Here is a 21,282-nt window from a genome sequence, read left to right on the forward strand (position 1 = left end):
CTGAAAATGCTGATACGTTCATGTAAGTATTGTGTAATTGTATGCGCGAAATTTTTATTTTAGCGCGCTCAGGAAAACATCGGATATGGAAGAGGTAGCAAATACAGAATTGAAACAAGCACACCAAGAGAAGGTTAGTCGCGTTGCGAACGAAGTAGGCAAGATCGTTGTCGGCCAGGAATACATGGTCAATCGACTCATGGTTGGGCTATTTACCAATGGACACGTACTGCTGGAAGGTGTTCCCGGCATTGCCAAAACGCTAACGGTCAATACGCTGGCTGACGTACTGCATCTCGACTTCCAACGCATTCAATTTACACCTGACCTATTGCCTGCTGATTTGATCGGTACGATGATCTACAATCAGAAAAAAGCAGAATTCGAAGTAAAAAAGGGCCCTATTTTCGCCAATGTGGTGTTGGCCGATGAGGTGAACCGTGCCCCTGCCAAAGTACAATCGGCTTTACTCGAAGCCATGCAAGAGAAAACGGTCACTATTGGAGAGCACAGCTACCAATTGGATAGACCTTTCTTGGTATTGGCTACCCAAAACCCCGTAGACCAAGAAGGAACCTACAGCTTACCCGAAGCACAGATCGACCGCTTCATGTTGAAAGTGAAAGTAGATTATCCGACCAAAGACGAAGAGATCGAGGTAATGCGCCGAATGTCAAACATGAAGTTCAAACCTGAAACAGAGACCTTGCTGACAAAAGAAGACATTTTCGCCATCCGAGACGAGGTAAATCAGGTCACCATCTCTGAATCGCTCGAGCGCTACATCATCGAGTTGGTCTTTGCTACCCGAAGTCCAAAAGACTATGGCTTGAACGACGAAGCCTATTACATGCAATTCGGTGCTTCGCCAAGGGCAAGTATTAACCTCAATCTGGCAGCAAAGGCCATCGCCTTCTTCAACCAGCGAGATTATGTGCTGCCGGAAGACATCAAGGAGATTGCGAAGGATGTATTGAACCACCGGATCATCTTAAATTATGAAGCAGAAGCCGATGGAATCAGTACTGAGCAGATCATTGAAAAGCTCCTCCAGAAGATCCCGATCAACCATTGATCCGTTGGGTTAATCTTGGCTTAACATAGAACATCTTTTCTTAAAGTGCACCGTCTCCTTTCTTAACAGAGGCGTAAAGTGTTTTTGATATAATCCTGTCAATTTTGTGGCATAATTTTCAAAACCTAATCAAAAACATGAAAAACTCTGTTAAACAATTATTCAACCTATTGCTTTCCTTGGCAATAGTAGCAAGCATTACCTCTTGTGGTGATGACGACCCATCTACTCCTGATGCGCCAACGTTAACGGCACCTAGTAATAATACGGTGACGGTCGGTGAAACAATTTCACTCACTTTCAATTTTACAGCTGCGGGCGGATTGAATACAGCAAACGTCTCATCTGCTGAAGGAGGTTCTGCGACTGTCGGGGATATTACCGCTGGAGCAACTTCTGGTAGTTTCACTGTTGACTATACTGCCAACAATACGGCTGGCGCAGGTTCAGTTGTTGTTGCCATAGCAGACAACTCTGGACAAACGACAAACGCCACTGCGGTTATTACAATTTCTAATATTCCAACAGTAAGCGTTCGTGGTAATATTGAAGAAAACACAACATGGACCGCTGATAATGTTTATATTCTTGAAACACGAGTTACTGTAGTAAGTGGTGTCACTTTAACCATCGAGCCAGGTACTGTTATCAAAGGAAATGAAGGTCAGCAAGCTGCTTCGACGGCTTTACTAGTTGCTCGAGGAGGCACTCTGAATGCCCAAGGTACTGCACAGTTGCCAATTATATTTACGTCGATATTAGACCCAATTACTCCTGCTAACATCGCGGCTGGGGAATATGCAAGTACTACTTCTCCTACTCAAAATGGTCTGTGGGGAGGCGTGATTGTCTTAGGCAATGCTCCTATCTCTGCTCAAAATGACAACGGTGATGATTTAACTGAGGTTCAAATCGAAGGTATTCCTTCATCGGATCCAAATGGCTTGTATGGTGGAAATGACCCTACTGATAATTCAGGAACAATTTCTTACATCTCGATCAGACACGGCGGTACTAATATTGGTGCAGGAAATGAAATCAATGGCCTTACCTTAGGTGGTGTGGGTTCTGGCACCACAATTAGTAATGTGGAAGTAGTCGCAAACGCTGATGACGGTATCGAAATTTTCGGTGGAAATGTATCAATCGATGGAGCTGTTGTTTGGAACTCGTATGATGACTCAATGGATACTGACCAAGACTGGGTTGGAACTGTCTCAAACTTTATTATCGTCACTCCAATCGGTGGGTCTGCATTTGAGCTGGATGGTCCTGAAGGAAATACAAGCAGAAACATGCACAATTTATTCACCAACGGAGTAGTATTTGGTGGAAGCGAAATCGACCACATTGTTGATTGGGATAGCAATACAAATACCAGCATTACCAACACGTATTTCTTCGGAATCACGGGTGGCAATATTGAAACCTTCGGTGGTGATGGAAATGGAAACAGCAACAACTGGGAAACTGACCTTGCCGACAACTCAGGTGGTTTCTTTGACGGTGTTCCTAATGGTGTAGTAACTTATGGAATTGCCGTAGGTGCCAAAACTCATGGTCCATCAGCAGCTGATTTTGCTTGGACTTGGGCGGGTGCATCCGGTGCTTTAGCTGATTTAGGATTGTAATTAATTCATTTAACCATATAGAAAACCCACTGATATTGGCCGGTGGGTTTTCTCTTTTTTTGAAGGCCAATTAATGATTAGCAATGAAAAACTACAGGGATTTATTTATTCTGCTTTTGATGTGTGTTTCATCTTATGCGCTTGCTCAGAATGGAACACTAAGGGGTACTGTTATTGAAGACTCAACGGGCGAGCCGCTTTACGGAGTAACAGTAATTCTAATGGGAACGAACAATGGAGCCATTTCTGATTTTGATGGAAAATTTAGCATCAATGCTCCAGCGGGCACCTATCAGGTGCAAGCCTCTTATATTGGTTTTCAGAAAGTCTTTATCAATGAATTGGTCATAAAACCAAATGACGTTACCGTAATTGACCAGATTCGCCTGGTGGAAGAGTCTGAAATGTTGGAAGAAGTAGTTGTTACAGCTGAAGCAATTCGAACAACTGAAGTTGCCCTACAAACGGTCAAAAGAAAATCGTCTAATGTATTGGACGGTATCTCTTCGGAGAGCTTTAGAAGAATAGGTGTCAGCGACGCTGGTGAAGCGGCAAAAAGAGTAACCGGAGTTTCTGTCGAAGGTGGCAAATATGTCTATGTTCGAGGACTTGGCGACCGCTACACAAAAACCACACTCAATGGCTTAGACATTCCTGGACTAGACCCGGATAGAAACAGTATCCAAATAGATGTCTTTCCGACCAATTTGATCGACAATATGGTGATTCTTAAAACATTCACACCAGAATTGCCTGCAGATTTTACCGGCGGAATTGTCAATATCGAAACCAAAGATTTCCCCGACCAAAAGATCTTCGATGTTTCTTTTGCAATAGATTACAACCCTTCCATGCATTTTAATGCTGACTACTTTACCTATGAGGGAAGTAATACCGACTTTTTAGGTTTTGACAACGGGGTTCGAGCCTTGCCTCAAGGATACGACTTGGTTAATGCACCTAATCCTTTTAATTCTACCGACCAAGAGGTCTCTAACTTCTTGAATGAATTTAGCCCAACAATGGGCGTAACTCCCCAAACCAGCTTCATGGATTACAGCCTGGGCTTCACCTTTGGCAATCAGTACGAGCTAAAAAATGGCCATAAACTTGGTGTTCTCTTGACAGGAAACTACAGCAACAACACCATCATGTACGATGATGCTTTTTTTGGTGAATTCCAAAATGACAGAAACACAAGCATCACTGATTTTCAGCGTGCCGCAACAACAGAAGGTGTTTTGACAGAAAGAGATATTCTTTTAGGAGGACTAGCCGGAATAGCCTACAAAACGCAAAACTCAAAGTATAGACTAAACTATATGCGTCTCCTCAATGGTGTTAGCCGATCCGGTGACTTTGATCTGATCGATGATGACAATGCCATCGGAAAATCAGGTTACACTGGTATTTCCGAAAACCTGGAATACAACGAAAGACAAGTTGATAATTTATTCTTCAATGGAGAGCATCACATAAATGGTGATGCATGGACTATCGATTATCGTGCTTCATCTACTTGGTCTAAGCAAGAAGACCCTGATATTCGCAAAACAGCCTTCACCCGCTTTGGAAATGACGATCGTTTGAGATTTGTGAGTGGTGCTGCTGGAAACCCAAGCAGACTCTGGAGGTCTCTTGAAGAAGTGAATATGGGAGGTAAAGTTGACATCACAAACGAAAGAAACATACTCGGCCGAGATGGAAAGATAAAGTTTGGCGTCAACTACATTTTTAAGGAGAGAGATTATCAGATCGTTGACTTCAATTTAAACTTCTTTAACGGTCAACAAGAAGAATGGACAGGAATTGGTACGGAAGTATGGACACCTCAAACTATTTATCCAGCGGGTTCAATCTACCTAGTGTCTGGATTTAGTGAGCCTAACCCCAACCAATACAACTCCACTATCAACAACACGGCTGGTTATATATCTACTGAATTTAATCCAGCAGAAAACCTAAAAACGATCATCGGTGTTCGTGCTGAAAATTTCGTTCAGAGACACACAGGTCGGGATCAGCTTCAGCAACGTGTTTTAGAAAACGATGTGGTATTAGACAACCTGAACTTTTTCCCATCTGCGAATTTGATTTATGCCGTTGGTGAGAAGCAAAATTTAAGGTTATCCTATTCAAAAACCATTGCTCGTCCGTCGTTTAAAGAACTCTCTTTTGCGCAAATTTTAGATCCTGTTTCCAATAGAATCTTTAATGGTGGTCTTTTCCCAATCGACGATTGGGACGGTGAATTGAAATCTACTGACATCGATAATTTCGATTTCAGATGGGAATTGTATTGGGATAGAGGACAAACAATCTCGTTCTCTGCTTTCTACAAGGCCTTCGCAAATCCGATTGAACTCGTTCGTTTACCACAAGCTCAAACCAATGCCGAGTTTCAACCTAGAAATGTTGGCGATGGTCAACTTTATGGTATTGAGGTTGAGTTCAAAAAAGCCTTGGACATCATCAGTGACAGAATTAGCATTTACGGTAATTTGACATTAGTTGAATCAATTATTGACATCTCTGAAACCGAACTACGTAACAGAAATAACAGCGCGAGGGTAGGAGAAGTAATTGAAGACACGCGTAACATGCAAGGTCAGGCCCCATGGATCATCAATGCGGGATTGTCGTATGATGACTACGAAAGAGGAATTGACGCTGGTCTTTTTTACAATGTGAAAGGCAAAACATTAGCAGTTGTTGGAGGCGGTATAGACCCAGATGTATTTGCACAACCTTTCCACAGTTTGAACTTCAACTTGAACAAAGTATTTGGAGAAGAAGAACAATGGTCTGTGAATGTCAGTGTGAATAATATTTTAAATGACACGTTGGAACAATTCTATGAAAGAGATTTTTCAAATGCAGGAGAAGCAGGTCTTAGTGCACCTTCTGAAATCTTTCAGCGATGGAGTCCGGGTGTATCCTTTGGTTGGGGCATAAGATACTCCTTCTAAACCCGAAAGAGAGAGATACAAAAAAGCTGATTCAATAGTTGAATCAGCTTTTTTTTCGCCTAATTAAACAATTCAGTAGTCAGATGATGTTCATTCTTTATGGGTAAAAAAGTATTGATCACCGGGGGCACAGGACTTGTCGGACAACAACTCGTTCCAATGCTTCAAAAAGCAGGATACGAAGTAGCCGTTCTGAGTCGGCACGCCAATGAGCAAGGTCCGATAAAGACCTATGTCTGGGACATTGAGAAGGAATACATCGACCCATTGGCTTTGGAGCACACTGAGGTGATCATCCATTTGGCCGGGGCTGGAGTGGCTGATAAACGCTGGTCGGCAGAACGCAAAGACCTCATTTACAACAGTCGCGTAAAGAGCAGTCTATTGCTATACAACTCCTTAAAGTCGCATGATCATCAGGTCAAGACCTTTATTGCTGCATCAGCCATTGGCTTGTATGGTGCGGATACTGGAAGTAAATTGATCAAGGAAGAGGAGCCTCAAGGATCAGACTTTTTGGCACATGTGGTAGACGCGTGGGAAAGCGCAACGAGTAAAATCAGCTCATTGGGCATTCGGTTAGTACAGCCCCGCATTGGTATTGTGCTGAGTGCAGAAGGTGGCGCTCTAAAAGAACTGCTAAAACCTCCGGTTGCAGCTCCCCTAGGCAATGGTCAACAATACATGAGCTGGGTCCACATAGAAGACCTGTGCCGAATGATACAATTTGGTATAGAAGAAGATAAATTGGTCGGGCCTTTTAATGCCGTTGGGCCTGAGCCAATGACCAATAAGGACTTTACAAAACTTGCCGCCAAGGTGATGGGCAAACCTTATTTGCCCATTCCCGTTCCTTCATTGGTACTGAAACTCATGCTCGGCGAGATGGCCCAGATCGTATTGGGTGGGAGCCGTATCAGTGCAGAGAGAATACTCAAGGCAGGCTTCAATTTTGCGTATCCTTCCTTAAAAGGAGCCTTGGAAGAACTAAAACAAGCCTAACTAAAGGTTGCGCTTTTGTACTAAATTATCCGTATGAATTCAAACGAAGAAAAAATCAAACAGGCCTTTCAAGACCGCAACTGGAACGAGATCAAAACACATGATTCATGGGTGATCTTCAAGGTAATGGCGGAAATGGTTGAGGGCTTTGAAAAACTCGCCAAAATTGGTCCCTGTGTCTCTATTTTTGGGTCGGCAAGAACCCCTTCCGATCATCATTACTACAAAATGACAGAAGAGATCGCAGCCAAATTGGTCCGACACGGCTATGGTGTTATCACAGGTGGTGGCCCCGGAATCATGGAGGCAGGGAACAAAGGAGCGGCGTCTGAGAAAGGGAAATCGGTTGGACTCAATATTGAATTGCCCCATGAACAAGGCAACAACATCTACATCGATCCTGACAAATTGATCTCATTTGATTATTTCTTTATTCGAAAGGTCATGTTCGTCAAGTATTCACAAGGTTTCGTGGTCATGCCAGGAGGCTTTGGAACGCTCGATGAATTCTTTGAAGCCATGACGCTGATCCAAACGAATAAGATCGGTCGCTTTCCGATCGTCTTGGTAGGGAAACAATTCTGGGGAGGCCTGATCGATTGGATCAAAAGCACCATGCTGGCCGAGGGAAACATTAGCCCCGAAGATCTCGACCTGATCAATTTGGTCGAGACACCAACAGAAGCGGTACAGGTGATCGACGAGTTCTACTCTAAATACTTGCTCTCTCCAAATTTCTAATGATAAAACATATCATATTCGATTGTGATGGTGTTTTGATCGACACAGAGATCGTTGCGGCAGACGTCGTCTCTGCTTTTTTGAGATCAGAGCAGGTCCAAATCTCCAAAGAGGAGTTCATTACTCGGTTCACGGGAAAGACGTTCACCGACATCATCGAATTGCTAAAGTCCGATGGGGCATTGCCAAAGGATTTTGATACCACGGCAGCAGTTCCCGTACTGGATCAAGAGATTAGGAACAATCAACGCGCAATAGCCGGAGCCCCCGAGCTACTTCAGCGTTTGTCCCTTCCTTTTTCGGTGGTCTCTAATAGTGCAAAGGATTACGTTGAAGAGGCACTGGAAAAACTCGAGGTGCGGCAACTGGTTCAAGACAGGGTCTTCAGTGCCGAACAAGTGGCCAAGGGCAAACCGAGCCCCATGGTCTATGAATTGGCGCTCACAACAATAGGTCTTCATCCCAAAAACGTCATAGTGATTGAAGATAGTCACTCCGGAGTAGTGGCCAGTACATCCGCAGGAATAAAGACCATTGGGTTTTTAGGAGGCAGTCATATCAGGACCGGCCACAAGGAGCGCTTGATGGCCCTTGGTTGCCAGCAGACCGTAAGCTCACATACTGAGTTAGCGCAATTACTGGAACAGATCTAAAAACGCCCAAACTTAAAGGCGATTGTACCCGTTGCACCACGAAGCAAGTTTGTTGCAGCAATGGGTTGATCATTGGCTGCATAGCGCAAATCAATGTCAGAGGTGAATAGATAGCTACCACCAACCGCGATGCGCATAAAGGACAAGACGTTCAATTGTAGCTCAACACCCGGATTTAGAAGGAAGAAGCCGGCTTCTTCATAGGCAATGCCAGATGAGATATTCGCGGGCTCATAACCAACACCTCCCCCACCAATAAGCACAGGAAAAGCAAGGTGCACCAGTTTAGTAGGTTGCCAAAAGTACTCTAAAAGAAGGCCACCATAGCCTCCTTCAAAACGATAATTCCGATTGAGATTGGTATCGAATCGCTCTTGCGAGGAGAAAGTCATTCCACCACCTCCAACCACAAGCCGATGGTTGATGACCCAACCTCCTTGGCCTCCAATAAAAAAGGCGTCTAGCCCATCAACGGCACCATAGGCCATCTTGAACCCTCCATAACCTCCGCTGCTGTACAAGTTAAGTCCGTCGCCAGCCAGCGTTCGCACTTCATTACTATAATTCTCTTGTGCCTTGGCATTGATGAAACAAAAAAACGCCAAGAGTAGGACCAGTTTTTTCATTGTCTTGTTGTTTGAGTTTTTCAAGGCATACGAAAAAGAGTCTTCCTTGTTCCAGTGAATTAAAAAATTAATTAACTTTGTATTTCAAAGTACTTTCAAAATGGATAAGGACTACAGAAAAGACATCTCTGAGATCAGGAACATGATGGAGCGTTCTTCACGCTTTATTTCATTGAGTGGCCTTTCCGGCATCATGGCTGGAGTTTATGCACTAATCGCTGCCTTTATTGCCTATAAGATCGCCTACACGTATGAAACAATTGAATACCAAGAGATGCTGGTCAGGAACGTTCGAGGCAAAAGGCTTGAATTGCTGCTCACTGCCATATCGACATTGGGACTTGCCATCATCACGGGAATCATCTTAACCAAGCAAAAGGCAAAGAAACAAGGGGTAACAAGTTGGGACAAAACGGCTAAAAAAGTGGTCATGAACCTGTTGATCCCCTTAGTCGCCGGAGGCATTTTAGTGGTCATCTTGTACCACAACGGTTACATCAGGCTGATCGCCCCAATGACCCTCGTCTTTTACGGTTTGGGTCTGATCAATGCGAGCCATTTTACCTATCGCGACATTCGGCTTTTAGGCATTTCAGAAGTGATCCTCGGACTTTTTGCCTGTTGGTTCACCGGATATGGTTTGCTCTTTTGGTCCTTGGGCTTCGGGCTCTTACACATTGTTTATGGGGCACTCATGTATTACAAATACGATAAATGAGACAGCACTTTCAACACCTTAATAAAGCTTTTGACAACCGCGTGCGCCTCGGCATCATGGCGGCCTTGGTATCGAACGAATCCATGGATTTTAAAAGCCTTAAGGTTTTGCTAGACATTACAGATGGCAATTTGGCCAGCCATTTAAAAGGACTTGAAAAAGAGGCTTACATCGAAGTACAAAAACAATTCATTGGGAGAAAACCCAACACGACCTACTCTGTCACCAAAAGTGGGCGAAGTGCTTTTCAAGAACACATCAATGCGCTTGAATCCATCATTAGTCAACAACTAACTACAAGAGGAAATGAATAAAAGGAAATTATCTTATCTGCTCAAAAGTCTATTGGTTCTCCTCCAGGTGTATTGCTGGTTTAGACAACCGAAGAACAAAGAACGTCTCATTGCCTTGTTCTTCATGATCCCGGGAATTGTTCTTCTGGTGCCCTCGTTCAACTTTGAACTGACCCTTATTCAGTCCTTTCTTTTTCAGTCCATGATCCTTTATGGCGTATTGAGTGCCTTCTGGATCTATAAAGCACACTATCGCGTGTCCGTGGTCAACTTTGTCGTGTTTTTTGCCTTGCTGGTCAAGATCAGCATGCCCATTCCCACCCGATCAGAATTCCTGACCAGCAACGAATCGATCAAGATCATGCAATTCAATGTATTGGTCAACAATTACCGCTATGCGGCCACGATCGAACAAATCAAAAAAGAAAATCCTGACTTTATCTCCTTTCAAGAGGTTTCGAATGATTGGGCAAATGCCCTAGAGCTTGGCCTTGGGAAAGACTACCCCTATTTTCAAGTCGTTCGACATCCCGACGAAAGTCAGGGACTGGCCATCTTCAGTAAACACCCCATGCGTGCGCTGCAATACCACGAATGGAGTGGCACCGCGAACTTGAGTGGTCAACTCCTTATCGGAGAAGAGGCGGTCAATTTCTTGAGTTTGCACACGCGCTCGCCAATGACCAAGGAGAAATGGCAAACACGAAACCAGCACATCGATGCGGCAGCAGACTTTGTGGCTGCACAAAAGGGTGAGTTCCTTGTCCTAGGAGATTTCAATACCGTTCCATGGGACCAACAGCTCAGTAAGTTTCGTAAAAAGACGCAACTGAAGGACAGCCGCAAAAAGCTCACCCCTACTTTTCCAGCCTGGGGACCAAAGTATGTGGCGCAAATACCGATTGACTACATTTTCCATTCAAAGGGAATTTCCTGTCAATCACTAGACTCGGTTAAGCTCACTTCTGATCATGAGGCAGTGATTGGCAACTTTCAACTATTATAAATACGCCTTTATCCATAACCTTTATCTTTCTGCTTCGGTTGTAAAAGCATTCTGAATTCATGACTTTTGTGGATTCTTTGCCCATGGAAAAACGCAACCCCGATACACCGATCACCCTTGCCCCCATTGACCTCACCGGACACGAGCAGATAGAGATTTTTGGTGCCCGAGAACACAACCTCAAAAACATTGATGTTGAGATTCCGAGAAACAAATTGGTGGTCATTACGGGTATATCAGGATCTGGAAAGTCCTCTTTGGCTTTTGATACCATTTACGCGGAAGGGCAACGCCGCTACATGGAGAGTTTTTCGGCCTATGCGCGTTCTTTTATCGGGGACATGGAACGACCAGATGTCGATAAGATCAACGGGTTAAGCCCGGTGATCTCCATTGAACAAAAAACCACTTCTAGAAATCCCCGCTCAACGGTCGGCACCTTAACTGAGATCTACGATTTTCTTAGGTTGCTCTATGCACGAGCAGGCATCGCCTATTCTTACATCACTGGCAAACCGATGATCAGGCAATCGGAAGATCAAATCGTTGAACACATTATCCACAATTTTGAACGCAAAAAGCTGATTCTATTGGCACCGGTGGTCAAAGGAAGAAAAGGCCATTACCGTGAGCTTTTCGTTCAGATCAGAAAAATGGGCTTTACTAAGGTCCGCGTCGATGGTGTTGTGCTGGAGCTCATGCCTAAAATGCAAGTGGATCGATACAAAACACACGACATCGAAATTGTTGTGGATCGAGTGATCGCGGATGAAAGTGACCGCTTTCGCATTACCAAAAGTGTACAAACCGCATTAGCACAGGGCAAGGGTGTCCTCATGATCAGAGACGAAGCGGGTGAGATCCATCATTTCTCTAAATACCTGATGGACCCGGAAACCGGGCTTTCCTATGATGAGCCTGCGCCCAATAACTTTTCGTTCAATTCTCCCTATGGAGCCTGCCAAACCTGTAATGGCCTAGGTCAGGTAGAGGAGATCACCAAAGAATCGATCATTGCCGATCCGAACCTGAGCATTAGTAGAGGTGGCTTTGCCCCCTTAGGTGAATACCGCGACATTTGGATCTTCAAAAAGCTGGATGCCATTTTAAAGCGGCATAAGGTCAACCTGACCACACCGATCAAGGAAATACCAAAAGACGTTTTGGACGTCATCTTGTTTGGAGACGATGTGCCTGTTGCCGTTAGCTCTAAAAAATATCCCGGTACGCAGTGGAATACGAAATTCGAAGGGATCATTCGTTTCTTAGAAAAGCAAAAGGAAGAAGGCACTGAGAAAACTCGAAAATGGATAGAAGATTTCATGACCGTGAAAACCTGTCCTAGCTGTAATGGCAGTCGGCTGAAAAAAGAATCCCTGCACTTTCTTATCGCAGACACCAACATATCGCAGCTTGCCGAAATGGACATCCAAGCCCTTGCAGACTGGTTTGTGGGCTTAGAAGAGCGCTTAACTGCAAGACAAAAACAGATCGCTCCGGAAGTACTCAAAGAAATCAGAAAACGCATCGGATTCTTACTGGATGTGGGCTTAGACTACCTCACCTTGAATCGGCCGCTTCGGACGCTTTCAGGAGGAGAGGCACAACGTATACGTTTGGCTACGCAAATCGGTACACAACTGGTCAGCGTATTGTACATCATGGACGAGCCTAGCATTGGACTCCATCAACGCGATAACGAGAAGCTCATCAAAGCCCTGCAAGAACTTCGGGACATTGGCAATACCATCATTGTTGTTGAACATGACAAAGACATGATGCTGGCTTCGGATCATATCTTAGATATCGGTCCGGGAGCTGGCCGCCATGGCGGGCAAGTAGTTGCTTCCGGAAGCCCAAAAGAATTTTTAAAAGCACGCGGAACTACCGCTCAATACCTAGAGGGAACCAAACGAATTGAAGTGCCAAGCGCTAGACGCGACGGAAATGGCAAGGCGCTCAAACTGAAAGGCGCCAGTGGAAATAACCTGAAAAATGTTACCCTTGAGCTTCCGCTCGGTCAGATGATCTGCGTCACAGGAGTTTCGGGCAGTGGAAAGTCTACTCTTATTCACGATACCTTATTTCCGATTCTCAATCACCACTTTTTCAGAAGCAGAAAAGCCCCATTAGCCTACAAAGGCATCGAAGGTCTTGAGCATATAGACAAAGTCATTGAAGTAGATCAATCGCCAATTGGCAGAACGCCAAGGTCTAATCCGGCCACCTATACCGGTGTTTTCACAGACATCCGAAGCCTATTCACCGAATTGCCCGAAGCAAAGATCAGAGGCTACAAAGCAGGAAGATTCTCCTTTAACGTCAAAGGAGGACGCTGCGAAACCTGTGAAGGCGCAGGAATGAAACTCATTGAGATGGACTTTTTGCCGAATGTGCACGTCCCTTGTGAAACCTGTAAGGGCAAACGCTATAACCGAGAAACTTTAGAGGTACGTTTCAAAGGAAAGTCTATCTCTGACGTGCTCGAAATGACGGTAGAACAAGCCGTTGATTTCTTCGAGCATCAACCCAAGATCTTGCGAAAGATCCAAACATTGAACGACGTAGGCCTGGGGTATATCTCGCTCGGACAACATGCGACAACCCTTTCTGGCGGTGAAGCGCAACGGGTGAAATTGGCCACAGAGCTCTCCAAAAAGGATACCGGACAGACCCTCTACATCCTCGACGAACCCACCACCGGATTACACTTCCAAGACATTCAACACCTGTTGGATGTTTTGAATCGGTTGGTGGAGAAAGGCAATACCGTGTTGATCATTGAACACAACATGGATGTGATCAAAGTAGCGGATCATATCATTGACCTAGGACCTGAAGGCGGAGACAAAGGAGGAACCATCATTGCGCAAGGAAGCCCGGAAATAGTAGCCAAAAGCAAAAAAAGCCATACGGCGAAGTTTTTGAAAGCTGAATTGGTCTAAAAAAAGATGCCGCCCTTGCCAAGGCGGCACCATCTTCAACCAAAACATTAAAATCAACACACAATGAATCAACTTCACTTGGGCTTTAGCCCTCGTCCGATTTTAATTTCATCTTACTCTTTTACTTTTCTTGTCTACTTAACGGCTATTGCAGCGAAGTAGTGCCTTTAGAATAGTAAATTTTTGTTAAAATTTTATGTTTTAACCTTATCCCATAGGCAACGCGGTAGAGCTAATTTGCGTTCCATAGGTAACCTGTCTTACATGAAAGCATACGAACACCTACACCTCGATATTCCTTCAAATGGTAAAAAACGCATCATCATCATTGGTGGTGGTTTTGGTGGAATTCAATTGGCCAAAAGCCTGAAAAATTCGGCTTATCAGATCGTGATGTTCGACCGCCACAATTACCATACATTTCAACCGCTACTCTACCAGGTGGCAACAGCGGGTCTAGAACCGGATTCGATCGCCGGCGCACTGCGCCAACTATTTGAATCGCACAAAGACTTCTATTTTCGAATGGCTCGGGTCACCTCGGTCAATGTCAAGACGAAGCGTGTGAATACCTTGGTAGGTGAGCTGAGTTATGACCTGCTCGTGATCGCCAACGGATCCAAAACGAATTACTTTGGCAACGAAGCATTGTATAAGAGAACCTTCCCGCTGAAACGTATTCCCCAGGCGCTGGACCTAAGAAGTCATATGCTGCAGAATTTCGAGCAAACCGTCATGTCGCCCGACGTTCAAGAACAAGACCGTTTGACCAATTTTGTGATTGTTGGTGGCGGGCCAACCGGTGTCGAAGTGGCGGGAGCCCTAGGAGAGCTGAAGAAACACGTGTTGCCTAAAGATTACCCCGACATTGATTTCAATATCATGAACCTCCATTTAGTGGATGCCGGGCCACGTTTACTGGGGGCGATGTCCGAAGCCTCCAGCGAGAAAGCCTTGGCCTACCTCAAAGAATTTGGCGTGAACGTTCGCCTCAACACGATCGTGAAGGATTACGATGGGAAAGATGTCATTCTTTCTGACGGCACCGTCATACCTGCCAAAACGGTCATCTGGGGCGCTGGCGTTACAGGCAACCTCATTGAAGGTATTCCTGAAGAACAACTGATGGGTGGGCGAATCAAAGTCAATGCCTACAATCAGGTGGAAGGGCTGGAAGATGTCTTTGCCATAGGAGATGTCGCCGTGATGGCCTCCGAACAGCACCCAAAAGGACATCCTATGATCGCTCCTGTTGCCATGCAACAAGCGAAACGACTGGGAAGTAACCTGAAAAAAGAACGCGAAAACTGGCAGGCCTTTGCGTACAAAGACAAAGGAAGCATGGCCACTATCGGAAGAAACAAAGCGGTTGTGGACCTGCCGAAATTCCATTTTGGTGGTTTCTTCGCCTGGACGGTTTGGATGTTTGTGCACCTTATGTCAATCATTGGGTTTAGAAATCGACTTGTGGTGCTGAGCAATTGGATCTGGAATTACTTTACCTACGACAGAGGCACACGCTTGATCATTCGCACCTTTTACCGCAAAAAAGACTTCAAGCCGAGCGACAGCCTTTAAGTTCCATCACCTTTCGGGAAAATGCGGGTTCAAAATCACTTCAGAATGATTATTTTTCCGCTGCATGAGAAAAAAGAGACTTTATTGGTCTTTACAAGGCGTGGGTTGGGCCATCTACCTGATCATCAATATGATCACCATTTACCTCGACCCGCAGGGCTTGGCCGAAACGGAAGGCCAGGTGCTAGTCGGGTACATCAACAACTCGGTAGATACCAGCATCCTATTTCTACTTTCGCATTTCTTCTTGCGCACCATCATCATCAAACGTGACTGGTTAAGCATCAACATCGGACGTGTTATTCCTCGGCTATTTCTGGTCATTTTTATCACCAGCACACTCTACCTCCTGTTTTCTGCAAGCATCAATAGTCTTTACCTCGACCTAGATTTCAATAGCCCTGAAGGACTTACCAGCAACGTATTGCTGCCCTTCATTGCCTCCCTGGTTTTGTATATCATCTGGGTGGCCATCTATTTTCTATACCACTATTTGGAGAGTAACAACAGGTCATTAAAGTTTGAAGCCGCCATGAATGAAATGCACCTCAACCAATTGAAATCTCAATTGAACCCGCATTTCATTTTCAATGCTCTCAATAGCATGCGGGCACTTGTCGATGAAGAGCCACAAAAGGCCAAAGTTGCCATTACGCAATTATCCAATATTTTGAGGAACTCACTGATCACAGACATGAAGCGTGTCGTCAATTTCAGAAATGAACTGAGCACAGTGAGGGATTACTTGGCACTAGAATCCATTCGTTTCGAGGAAAGACTTCAGGTAGAATTTGACATCTCTCCGGGTTCAGATCATTATGAAGTACCGCCTATGATGCTGCAAACATTGACAGAAAATGCCATTAAGCATGGAGTTTCGAATTTAGTCAGTGGTGGAATCATTCAGATTTCTACTGAAATTGTGGATTCCGTGATGAAAGTGAAGATCAGAAACAGTGGTCAGCTTCAAAACGGCAAAGGAAATAAAAAGAAAACCACCGGTGTCGGCTTGGTAAATACACAAGAAAGACTGAAACTGATCTATGGAGATCGGGCAAGCTTCAAAATGTACAATGAAAATGATAAGTTTGTAGTTGTTGAAGTCAACATTCCGCAACGGATATAAAAATTCTTTATGAAAGCACTTATAGTAGATGACGAAAGGTTAGCCCGGAAAGAGCTCACCAATCTTTTGCAAGAGTACCAAGAAATCGAGATCGTGGGTGAAGCGGTGAATGCCGAAGATGCCGAAGAAAAGATCAAAAGCCTGAAACCCGATCTGCTCTTTTTAGACATTCAAATGCCAGGTAAAACAGGCTTTGAATTGCTAGAATCGTTGGATACCGTTCCGGAAGTGGTCTTTACCACGGCATACGACGAGTATGCTTTGAAAGCCTTTGATTTCAACGCACTGGATTATTTATTGAAACCCATTGAACCGGACAGATTAAAAGAAACGATCACCAAGTTACTGAGCAGAAAAGCCTCTGATCAAGAGGAAGTAAAAGTCACTGACCAAAAACTGGGGCTGCAAGACCGCGTCTTTGTTAAGGATGGGGATAAATGTTGGTTCGTTAAGCTAGAGAACATTCGGTTATTCGAATCCGATGGCAATTACATCAAGATCTACTTCGAGAACTTCAAACCCATGATCCATAAATCATTGAATGCGCTGGACGAAAAACTGGACGATCGTTCATTCTTTAGAGCCAGCCGAAAACACATCATCAATTTGACCTGGGTCGAAAGCATAGAGTCTTGGTTCAATGGCGGATTAATGGTTGTGCTAAGAGGTGGTGATAAGGTGGAAGTGAGCCGTCGACAAGCCGCACGCTTCAAAGAAATGATGAGTTTATAAAGCCCATTGGACACAACGGAAAAGAATACCCTGGCTCAAAGGTCAGGGTTTTTTTATTGAAAAAACCTACATTTAACCTTATGAAGAAACTAGTGCTTCTCTTTTGCTTAAGCCTTCTATTTACTCCTCTTTGCCTTGGTCAAGACTCTCTGGTGAGTGCTGACACCTTAGCCAAAGCAGCAACAGAGGTAAGAAAAGACTCTATTCCCATCCTCAATGGCATTGGCCCCTATTCCGCTCAAGTTCGCAGCTTTAGAATACAGGAGAAGATCCGCGCTTACCGACAAGCCACTTTTCGCCCGGAAATCACCATCATTCGCGGAAAAGGAATCAACGATCTCATGATCGGTGAAGACATGATCATGGCGGTAACCCAAGCCGACGCCGATGCCCTGGGGTTCAGTCTGGCAGGAGCGACCGCTTTTTATAAAGAGGAAATTGAAAAAGCCATTGAATTCAATAAGCTCAATCCAAGAGACAGCATTTTGATCAATATTGGTATTGCCTTACTCATTCTCGGGTTGTTCTATTTTGGTTTACGTTACTACAACCGGCTTTTCCGCCTCATCTTTTTTAAGATTCATGGTCAAAAAGGCAAACGCATCAAAGCCTTGGTCTTTAAGGACTACGAATACCTCTCAGAAGAGCGAATGGTCAGTGTAGTTGTGGTGGCGGCAAAGGGTATCCGCTTAGCGCTTCTACTCTTTATCATCTACTTGCTTCTCCCCCTCTTGTTCAGTTTATTCCCTTGGACACAAGGCATCGCACAAACGCTTTTTGGGTACATCATCGATCCGCTGAAAAGCATCAGTATTTCGTTCTTAAACTTTATTCCGAACCTCTTAACTATTGGTGTGATCATCGCTGTGGCTTTTTATGTGCTGAAGCTTCTAAAGTTCTTCCACGTTGAGGTAGCCAAAGAACGACTGAAAATTTCAGGCTTTTATCCAGAGTGGGCCAGACCTACCTATAACCTGATCAAAACGATCGTTTTTGCCCTGACCTTTGTGGCCATTTGGCCCAATCTGCCCATGTCTGATTCCAATATTTTTAAAGGGGTTTCCACGTTTTTTGGTCTGTTGATAGCACTTGGGGGTGCCGGAGCATTCTCCAACATCATTGCAGGACTGGTATTGACCTACATGCGGTCTTTTAAGATTGGGGACCGCGTGAAGATCGGAGAGGTAGTAGGTGATGTAAAAGAAAAAACCTTGCTAAACACCCGCTTGAAAACCATTAAGAATGAGATCATCACGATCCCAAACGCGCAAATGCTGAATAGCCACACCATCAATTATTCAACGGCTAATGACGAAAATGGACTCATGCTGCACACGACAATTACCATCGGCTACGAGGTGCCTTGGCGCGATGTGCACAAACTACTGGTTGAAGCCGCGCTGAAAACAGAGCATGTGAAAAAGCTTCCTAAACCATTTGTGCTGCAAACCAGCTTGGATGATTTTTATGTCAGTTACCAACTCAACGCCAGAACTCGAGAGATCCATCAAATGGCATTGATCTATTCAGAATTACATAAAAATATTCAAGACGAATTCAACAAAGCCGGCGTGGAGATCATGTCTCCTCATTATGCTGCATTACGAGATGGCAACCATACCACCATATCAGCAGATAAACTACCGGAAGATTACAAAGCTCCAGGCTTCAATTTAACTAAGCCCGGCGCATGAGTCTTCGAAAGCGCTTAGATACGGTCATTTTTGGAACGGATACACCCGCAGGTAAGGCCTTTGATGTGGCCTTGCTAATTGTCATCCTATTGAGTGTATTGACGGTGATGTTAGAAAGCGTTCCATCGCTTCAAGATCGCTATGGCACGCTCTTTCGAAACATGGAATGGTTCATGACCGCCATTTTTACCATTGAGTATATTATTCGTGTGTGGATCACTGAACGCAGAACCAAATACATCTTCAGTTTTTATGGAGTGATCGATCTCCTTTCTGTTTTACCGACTTACATCAGCATGATTTTAACAGGTACACAGTACTTGCTGATCATTCGCGCATTACGGCTTCTCAGGGTCTTTCGAATTTTAAAGCTTGGCCGATTTGTTGGGGAAGGAGAGCAATTGGGTAAAGCACTAAAGGCGTCTCGGCACAAGATCACCGTGTTCATGGGTACCGTCATGATGCTTGTGATCATTCTTGGCACCATTATGTATTTGGTTGAAGGCAAAGAAAATGGCTTTGACAGTATCCCATTGAGTATTTATTGGGCAATTGTTACCCTCACCACAGTCGGTTATGGCGACATTGCCCCTCAAACCGTCCTGGGTCAAACCATTGCCTCATTTGTGATGATCCTTGGCTATGCCATCATCGCGGTACCCACGGGCATCGTGACAGCCGAACTCACAAAAAAACCTGAAGCATTAGAAAAACACAAATGCGGTACCTGCGGTGGCTCTGGCCATGATGCCAATGCCATTTATTGCAAATACTGCGGAGAACGACTACCCGATTGAAAAAAGAGATCAAACTTACCGGGTATACCCCTGAAGAAGAGCGCGCTAATTTTTGGACACACTTAGTTGGTGTCTTTTATGGTTGTATTGGGGCAGTTCTTGTCATCTTCACTACTTCGGACAAACCACAACTTTGGAGCTCCTTGATCTTTTTCCTTACTGTAATTATTCTATATGGCAGTTCCAGCCTATATCACTTTGCCACCGGGAAAAAGCAAAAAATACTATTCAAGAAGCTCGATCATATTGCGATCTACCTGCTGATTGCAGGCACCTTCACTCCATTCTGCTTTGGCCTTCTAAGAGAAGTGCCCATTGGACAACAACTGGGTATCGCCATCTGGGTTTTCGCTCTTCTTGGCACCGTCTTCAAAGTGTTTTTCACAGGAAAGTATGAAGCCATCTCCCTACTCTCTTACCTGGGCATGGGTTGGCTCGGCTACCTGATGTTTGATGAGATGAGTATGCTGGCTGGCGAAGCGGTAGTGGATTACATGCTATACGGCGGGTTGAGCTATTCTGTAGGGGTTATCTTTTACGTCATGAGAAAACTAAAATACCATCATGCGATATGGCACCTGTTTGTCTTAGGCGGAACAGTTTTCCACAGTATTGCCATCTTTTCTCTTTAAAATGTCATTCTTGCTTTACATAATTGCGCCACTTGGTCAGCACGGCCTCGAAATCCGATGGTAATTCTGAATCAAATTGGATGAATTTGCCAGTTCTTGGATGAACAAAACCCAACGACTTGGCATGTAGGGCCTGACGCGCCATGATCTTGAATCCATTTTCTACAAAAGATTTATACTTAGAAAACTGCGTCCCTTTTAATACACGATCGCCACCGTACGTTGCATCATTGAATAAAGGATGCCCTAAATACTTCAAATGCGCCCTGATCTGGTGGGTACGTCCCGTTTCTAGATTGCATTGTATAAGGCTCACATACCTCAGGTCTTCCAATACTTTGTAGTGTGTGATGGCATGCCGGCCTCTCGTTCCGTCTTCAATTGCAGTCGTCACACGACGGTCTTTTTCGCTTCGCCCTAAATGCACATTAATGGTCCCCTCTACAGGTTCTAGCACTCCCCAAACCAAGGCATAGTACGTCCGCTCAATGCTGTGGTCGAAGAACTGTTTGGCCAAACTGGTCATTGCCTTTTCTGTTTTGGCGATGACCAACAAGCCGGAGGTGTCTTTATCAATGCGGTGGACCAGCCCTGGACGCCCTTCATTGTTCTCCATGGTGGGCAATTGCTGAAAATGGTGGGTTAGTGCATTGACCAACGTACCTGACCAATTGTTATACGCCGGATGCACCACCATTCCGGCCTCTTTATTCACGATCAGGATATCTTCATCCTCATAGACGATATTGAGCGGAATATCTTCTGGAATAAGCTCGGTCTCTCTTGGTGGTTCAGGTAAGGCAACCACCACCTCATCCCCCGACTTCACTTTAAAATTGGGCTTAACCTCAAGACCATTGACTTTAACAAATCCATCTTTGATGCCTTGCTGAATCTTATTCCTCGTCACATTCGGCAGACGATCCATGAGGAACTTATCAATTCGATACGGTTGCTGACCAGGATCACAGACGATGCGATGATGCTCAAATAATTCCTCTGATTCTAGATCCAATTCGGTCATGGTCCTTTAAAACTTCAAACAAAGATATCACTAACTTCGG

General features: G+C 44.7%; 18 protein-coding genes. 16 read left to right on the forward strand and 2 right to left on the reverse strand.

Going from position 1 to position 21,282, the window contains the following annotated elements:
• The first annotated feature begins 85 nt into the window (after positions 1–85).
• The 6 genes from AC2D6U_RS10960 to AC2D6U_RS10985 all read left to right on the forward strand — a co-directional run bounded on the left by AC2D6U_RS10960 (position 86) and on the right by AC2D6U_RS10985 (position 8,071).
• A complete protein-coding gene (locus tag AC2D6U_RS10960; RefSeq protein ID WP_484721026.1) occupies positions 86–1,075 on the forward strand; it encodes an AAA family ATPase in 990 nt (329 codons plus the stop codon).
• Positions 1,076–1,212: 137 nt separating this feature from the next.
• A complete protein-coding gene (locus AC2D6U_RS10965) occupies positions 1,213–2,706 on the forward strand; it encodes an autotransporter outer membrane beta-barrel domain-containing protein (RefSeq protein WP_484721027.1) in 1,494 nt (497 codons plus the stop codon).
• An 83-nt stretch (positions 2,707–2,789) separates the two neighbouring features.
• Entirely contained in the window at positions 2,790–5,675 is a 2,886-nt protein-coding gene (locus AC2D6U_RS10970; RefSeq protein WP_484721028.1) for a TonB-dependent receptor domain-containing protein, read from the forward strand.
• Positions 5,676–5,774: 99 nt separating this feature from the next.
• Positions 5,775–6,677 (forward strand): TIGR01777 family oxidoreductase, encoded by a 903-nt coding sequence (locus AC2D6U_RS10975; protein ID WP_484721029.1) that lies wholly within the window; start codon positions 5,775–5,777, stop codon positions 6,675–6,677.
• Between the two features lie 33 nt (positions 6,678–6,710).
• Positions 6,711–7,418, forward strand: a complete 708-nt coding sequence (locus AC2D6U_RS10980) for an LOG family protein (RefSeq protein WP_484721030.1) — start codon at positions 6,711–6,713, stop codon at positions 7,416–7,418.
• The gene (locus AC2D6U_RS10985; RefSeq protein WP_484721031.1) at positions 7,418–8,071 is read left to right on the forward strand and encodes an HAD family hydrolase; all 654 of its coding nucleotides are present in this window, start codon (positions 7,418–7,420) and stop codon (positions 8,069–8,071) included. Before AC2D6U_RS10980 ends, AC2D6U_RS10985 begins: the two co-directional genes overlap by 1 nt.
• Here the strand turns inward: AC2D6U_RS10985 and AC2D6U_RS10990 are convergent.
• Entirely contained in the window at positions 8,068–8,697 is a 630-nt protein-coding gene (locus AC2D6U_RS10990; RefSeq protein WP_484721032.1) for a hypothetical protein, read from the reverse strand. The two genes, AC2D6U_RS10985 and AC2D6U_RS10990, sit on opposite strands and share 4 nt — an antisense overlap.
• Before the next feature lie 100 nt (positions 8,698–8,797).
• Between AC2D6U_RS10990 and AC2D6U_RS10995 the strand changes: the two genes are divergently transcribed.
• The 10 genes from AC2D6U_RS10995 (at position 8,798) to trhA (ending at position 20,218) form a co-directional block, all read left to right on the forward strand.
• On the forward strand, positions 8,798–9,415 hold the full coding sequence (locus AC2D6U_RS10995) for a hypothetical protein (protein WP_484721033.1): 618 nt from the start codon (positions 8,798–8,800) through the stop codon (positions 9,413–9,415).
• Positions 9,412–9,729 carry a winged helix-turn-helix domain-containing protein gene (locus AC2D6U_RS11000; RefSeq protein WP_484721034.1) on the forward strand — a complete coding sequence of 106 codons (318 nt, stop codon included), beginning with the start codon at positions 9,412–9,414 and terminating at the stop codon, positions 9,727–9,729. Before AC2D6U_RS10995 ends, AC2D6U_RS11000 begins: the two co-directional genes overlap by 4 nt.
• The gene (locus AC2D6U_RS11005) at positions 9,722–10,714 is read left to right on the forward strand and encodes an endonuclease/exonuclease/phosphatase family protein (protein ID WP_484721035.1); all 993 of its coding nucleotides are present in this window, start codon (positions 9,722–9,724) and stop codon (positions 10,712–10,714) included. The genes AC2D6U_RS11000 and AC2D6U_RS11005 overlap by 8 nt, the downstream gene beginning before the upstream one ends.
• 83 nt (positions 10,715–10,797) lie before the next feature.
• On the forward strand, positions 10,798–13,659 hold the full coding sequence (gene uvrA / locus AC2D6U_RS11010; RefSeq protein ID WP_484721036.1) for an excinuclease ABC subunit UvrA: 2,862 nt from the start codon (positions 10,798–10,800) through the stop codon (positions 13,657–13,659).
• A gap of 264 nt (positions 13,660–13,923) precedes the next feature.
• Entirely contained in the window at positions 13,924–15,237 is a 1,314-nt protein-coding gene (locus tag AC2D6U_RS11015; protein ID WP_484721037.1) for an NAD(P)/FAD-dependent oxidoreductase, read from the forward strand.
• A 64-nt stretch (positions 15,238–15,301) separates the two neighbouring features.
• Positions 15,302–16,363 carry a sensor histidine kinase gene (locus tag AC2D6U_RS11020; protein WP_484721038.1) on the forward strand — a complete coding sequence of 354 codons (1,062 nt, stop codon included), beginning with the start codon at positions 15,302–15,304 and terminating at the stop codon, positions 16,361–16,363.
• A gap of 9 nt (positions 16,364–16,372) precedes the next feature.
• Positions 16,373–17,095 carry a LytR/AlgR family response regulator transcription factor gene (locus tag AC2D6U_RS11025; protein WP_484721039.1) on the forward strand — a complete coding sequence of 241 codons (723 nt, stop codon included), beginning with the start codon at positions 16,373–16,375 and terminating at the stop codon, positions 17,093–17,095.
• Positions 17,096–17,175: 80 nt separating this feature from the next.
• Entirely contained in the window at positions 17,176–18,789 is a 1,614-nt protein-coding gene (locus AC2D6U_RS11030; protein ID WP_484721040.1) for a mechanosensitive ion channel family protein, read from the forward strand.
• Complete coding sequence (locus tag AC2D6U_RS11035) at positions 18,786–19,586, forward strand: ion transporter (RefSeq protein ID WP_484721041.1); 801 nt, start codon at positions 18,786–18,788, stop codon at positions 19,584–19,586. The genes AC2D6U_RS11030 and AC2D6U_RS11035 overlap by 4 nt, the downstream gene beginning before the upstream one ends.
• Positions 19,583–20,218, forward strand: coding sequence for a PAQR family membrane homeostasis protein TrhA (gene trhA / locus AC2D6U_RS11040; protein WP_484721042.1), 636 nt, complete (start codon positions 19,583–19,585; stop codon positions 20,216–20,218). The genes AC2D6U_RS11035 and trhA overlap by 4 nt, the downstream gene beginning before the upstream one ends.
• Before the next feature lie 4 nt (positions 20,219–20,222).
• Here the strand turns inward: trhA and AC2D6U_RS11045 are convergent, their stop codons facing one another.
• Complete coding sequence (locus AC2D6U_RS11045) at positions 20,223–21,242, reverse strand: RluA family pseudouridine synthase (RefSeq protein WP_484721043.1); 1,020 nt, start codon at positions 21,240–21,242, stop codon at positions 20,223–20,225.
• Positions 21,243–21,282 lie beyond the last annotated feature (40 nt).

This window comes from Roseivirga sp. YIW32 (assembly GCF_057219245.1).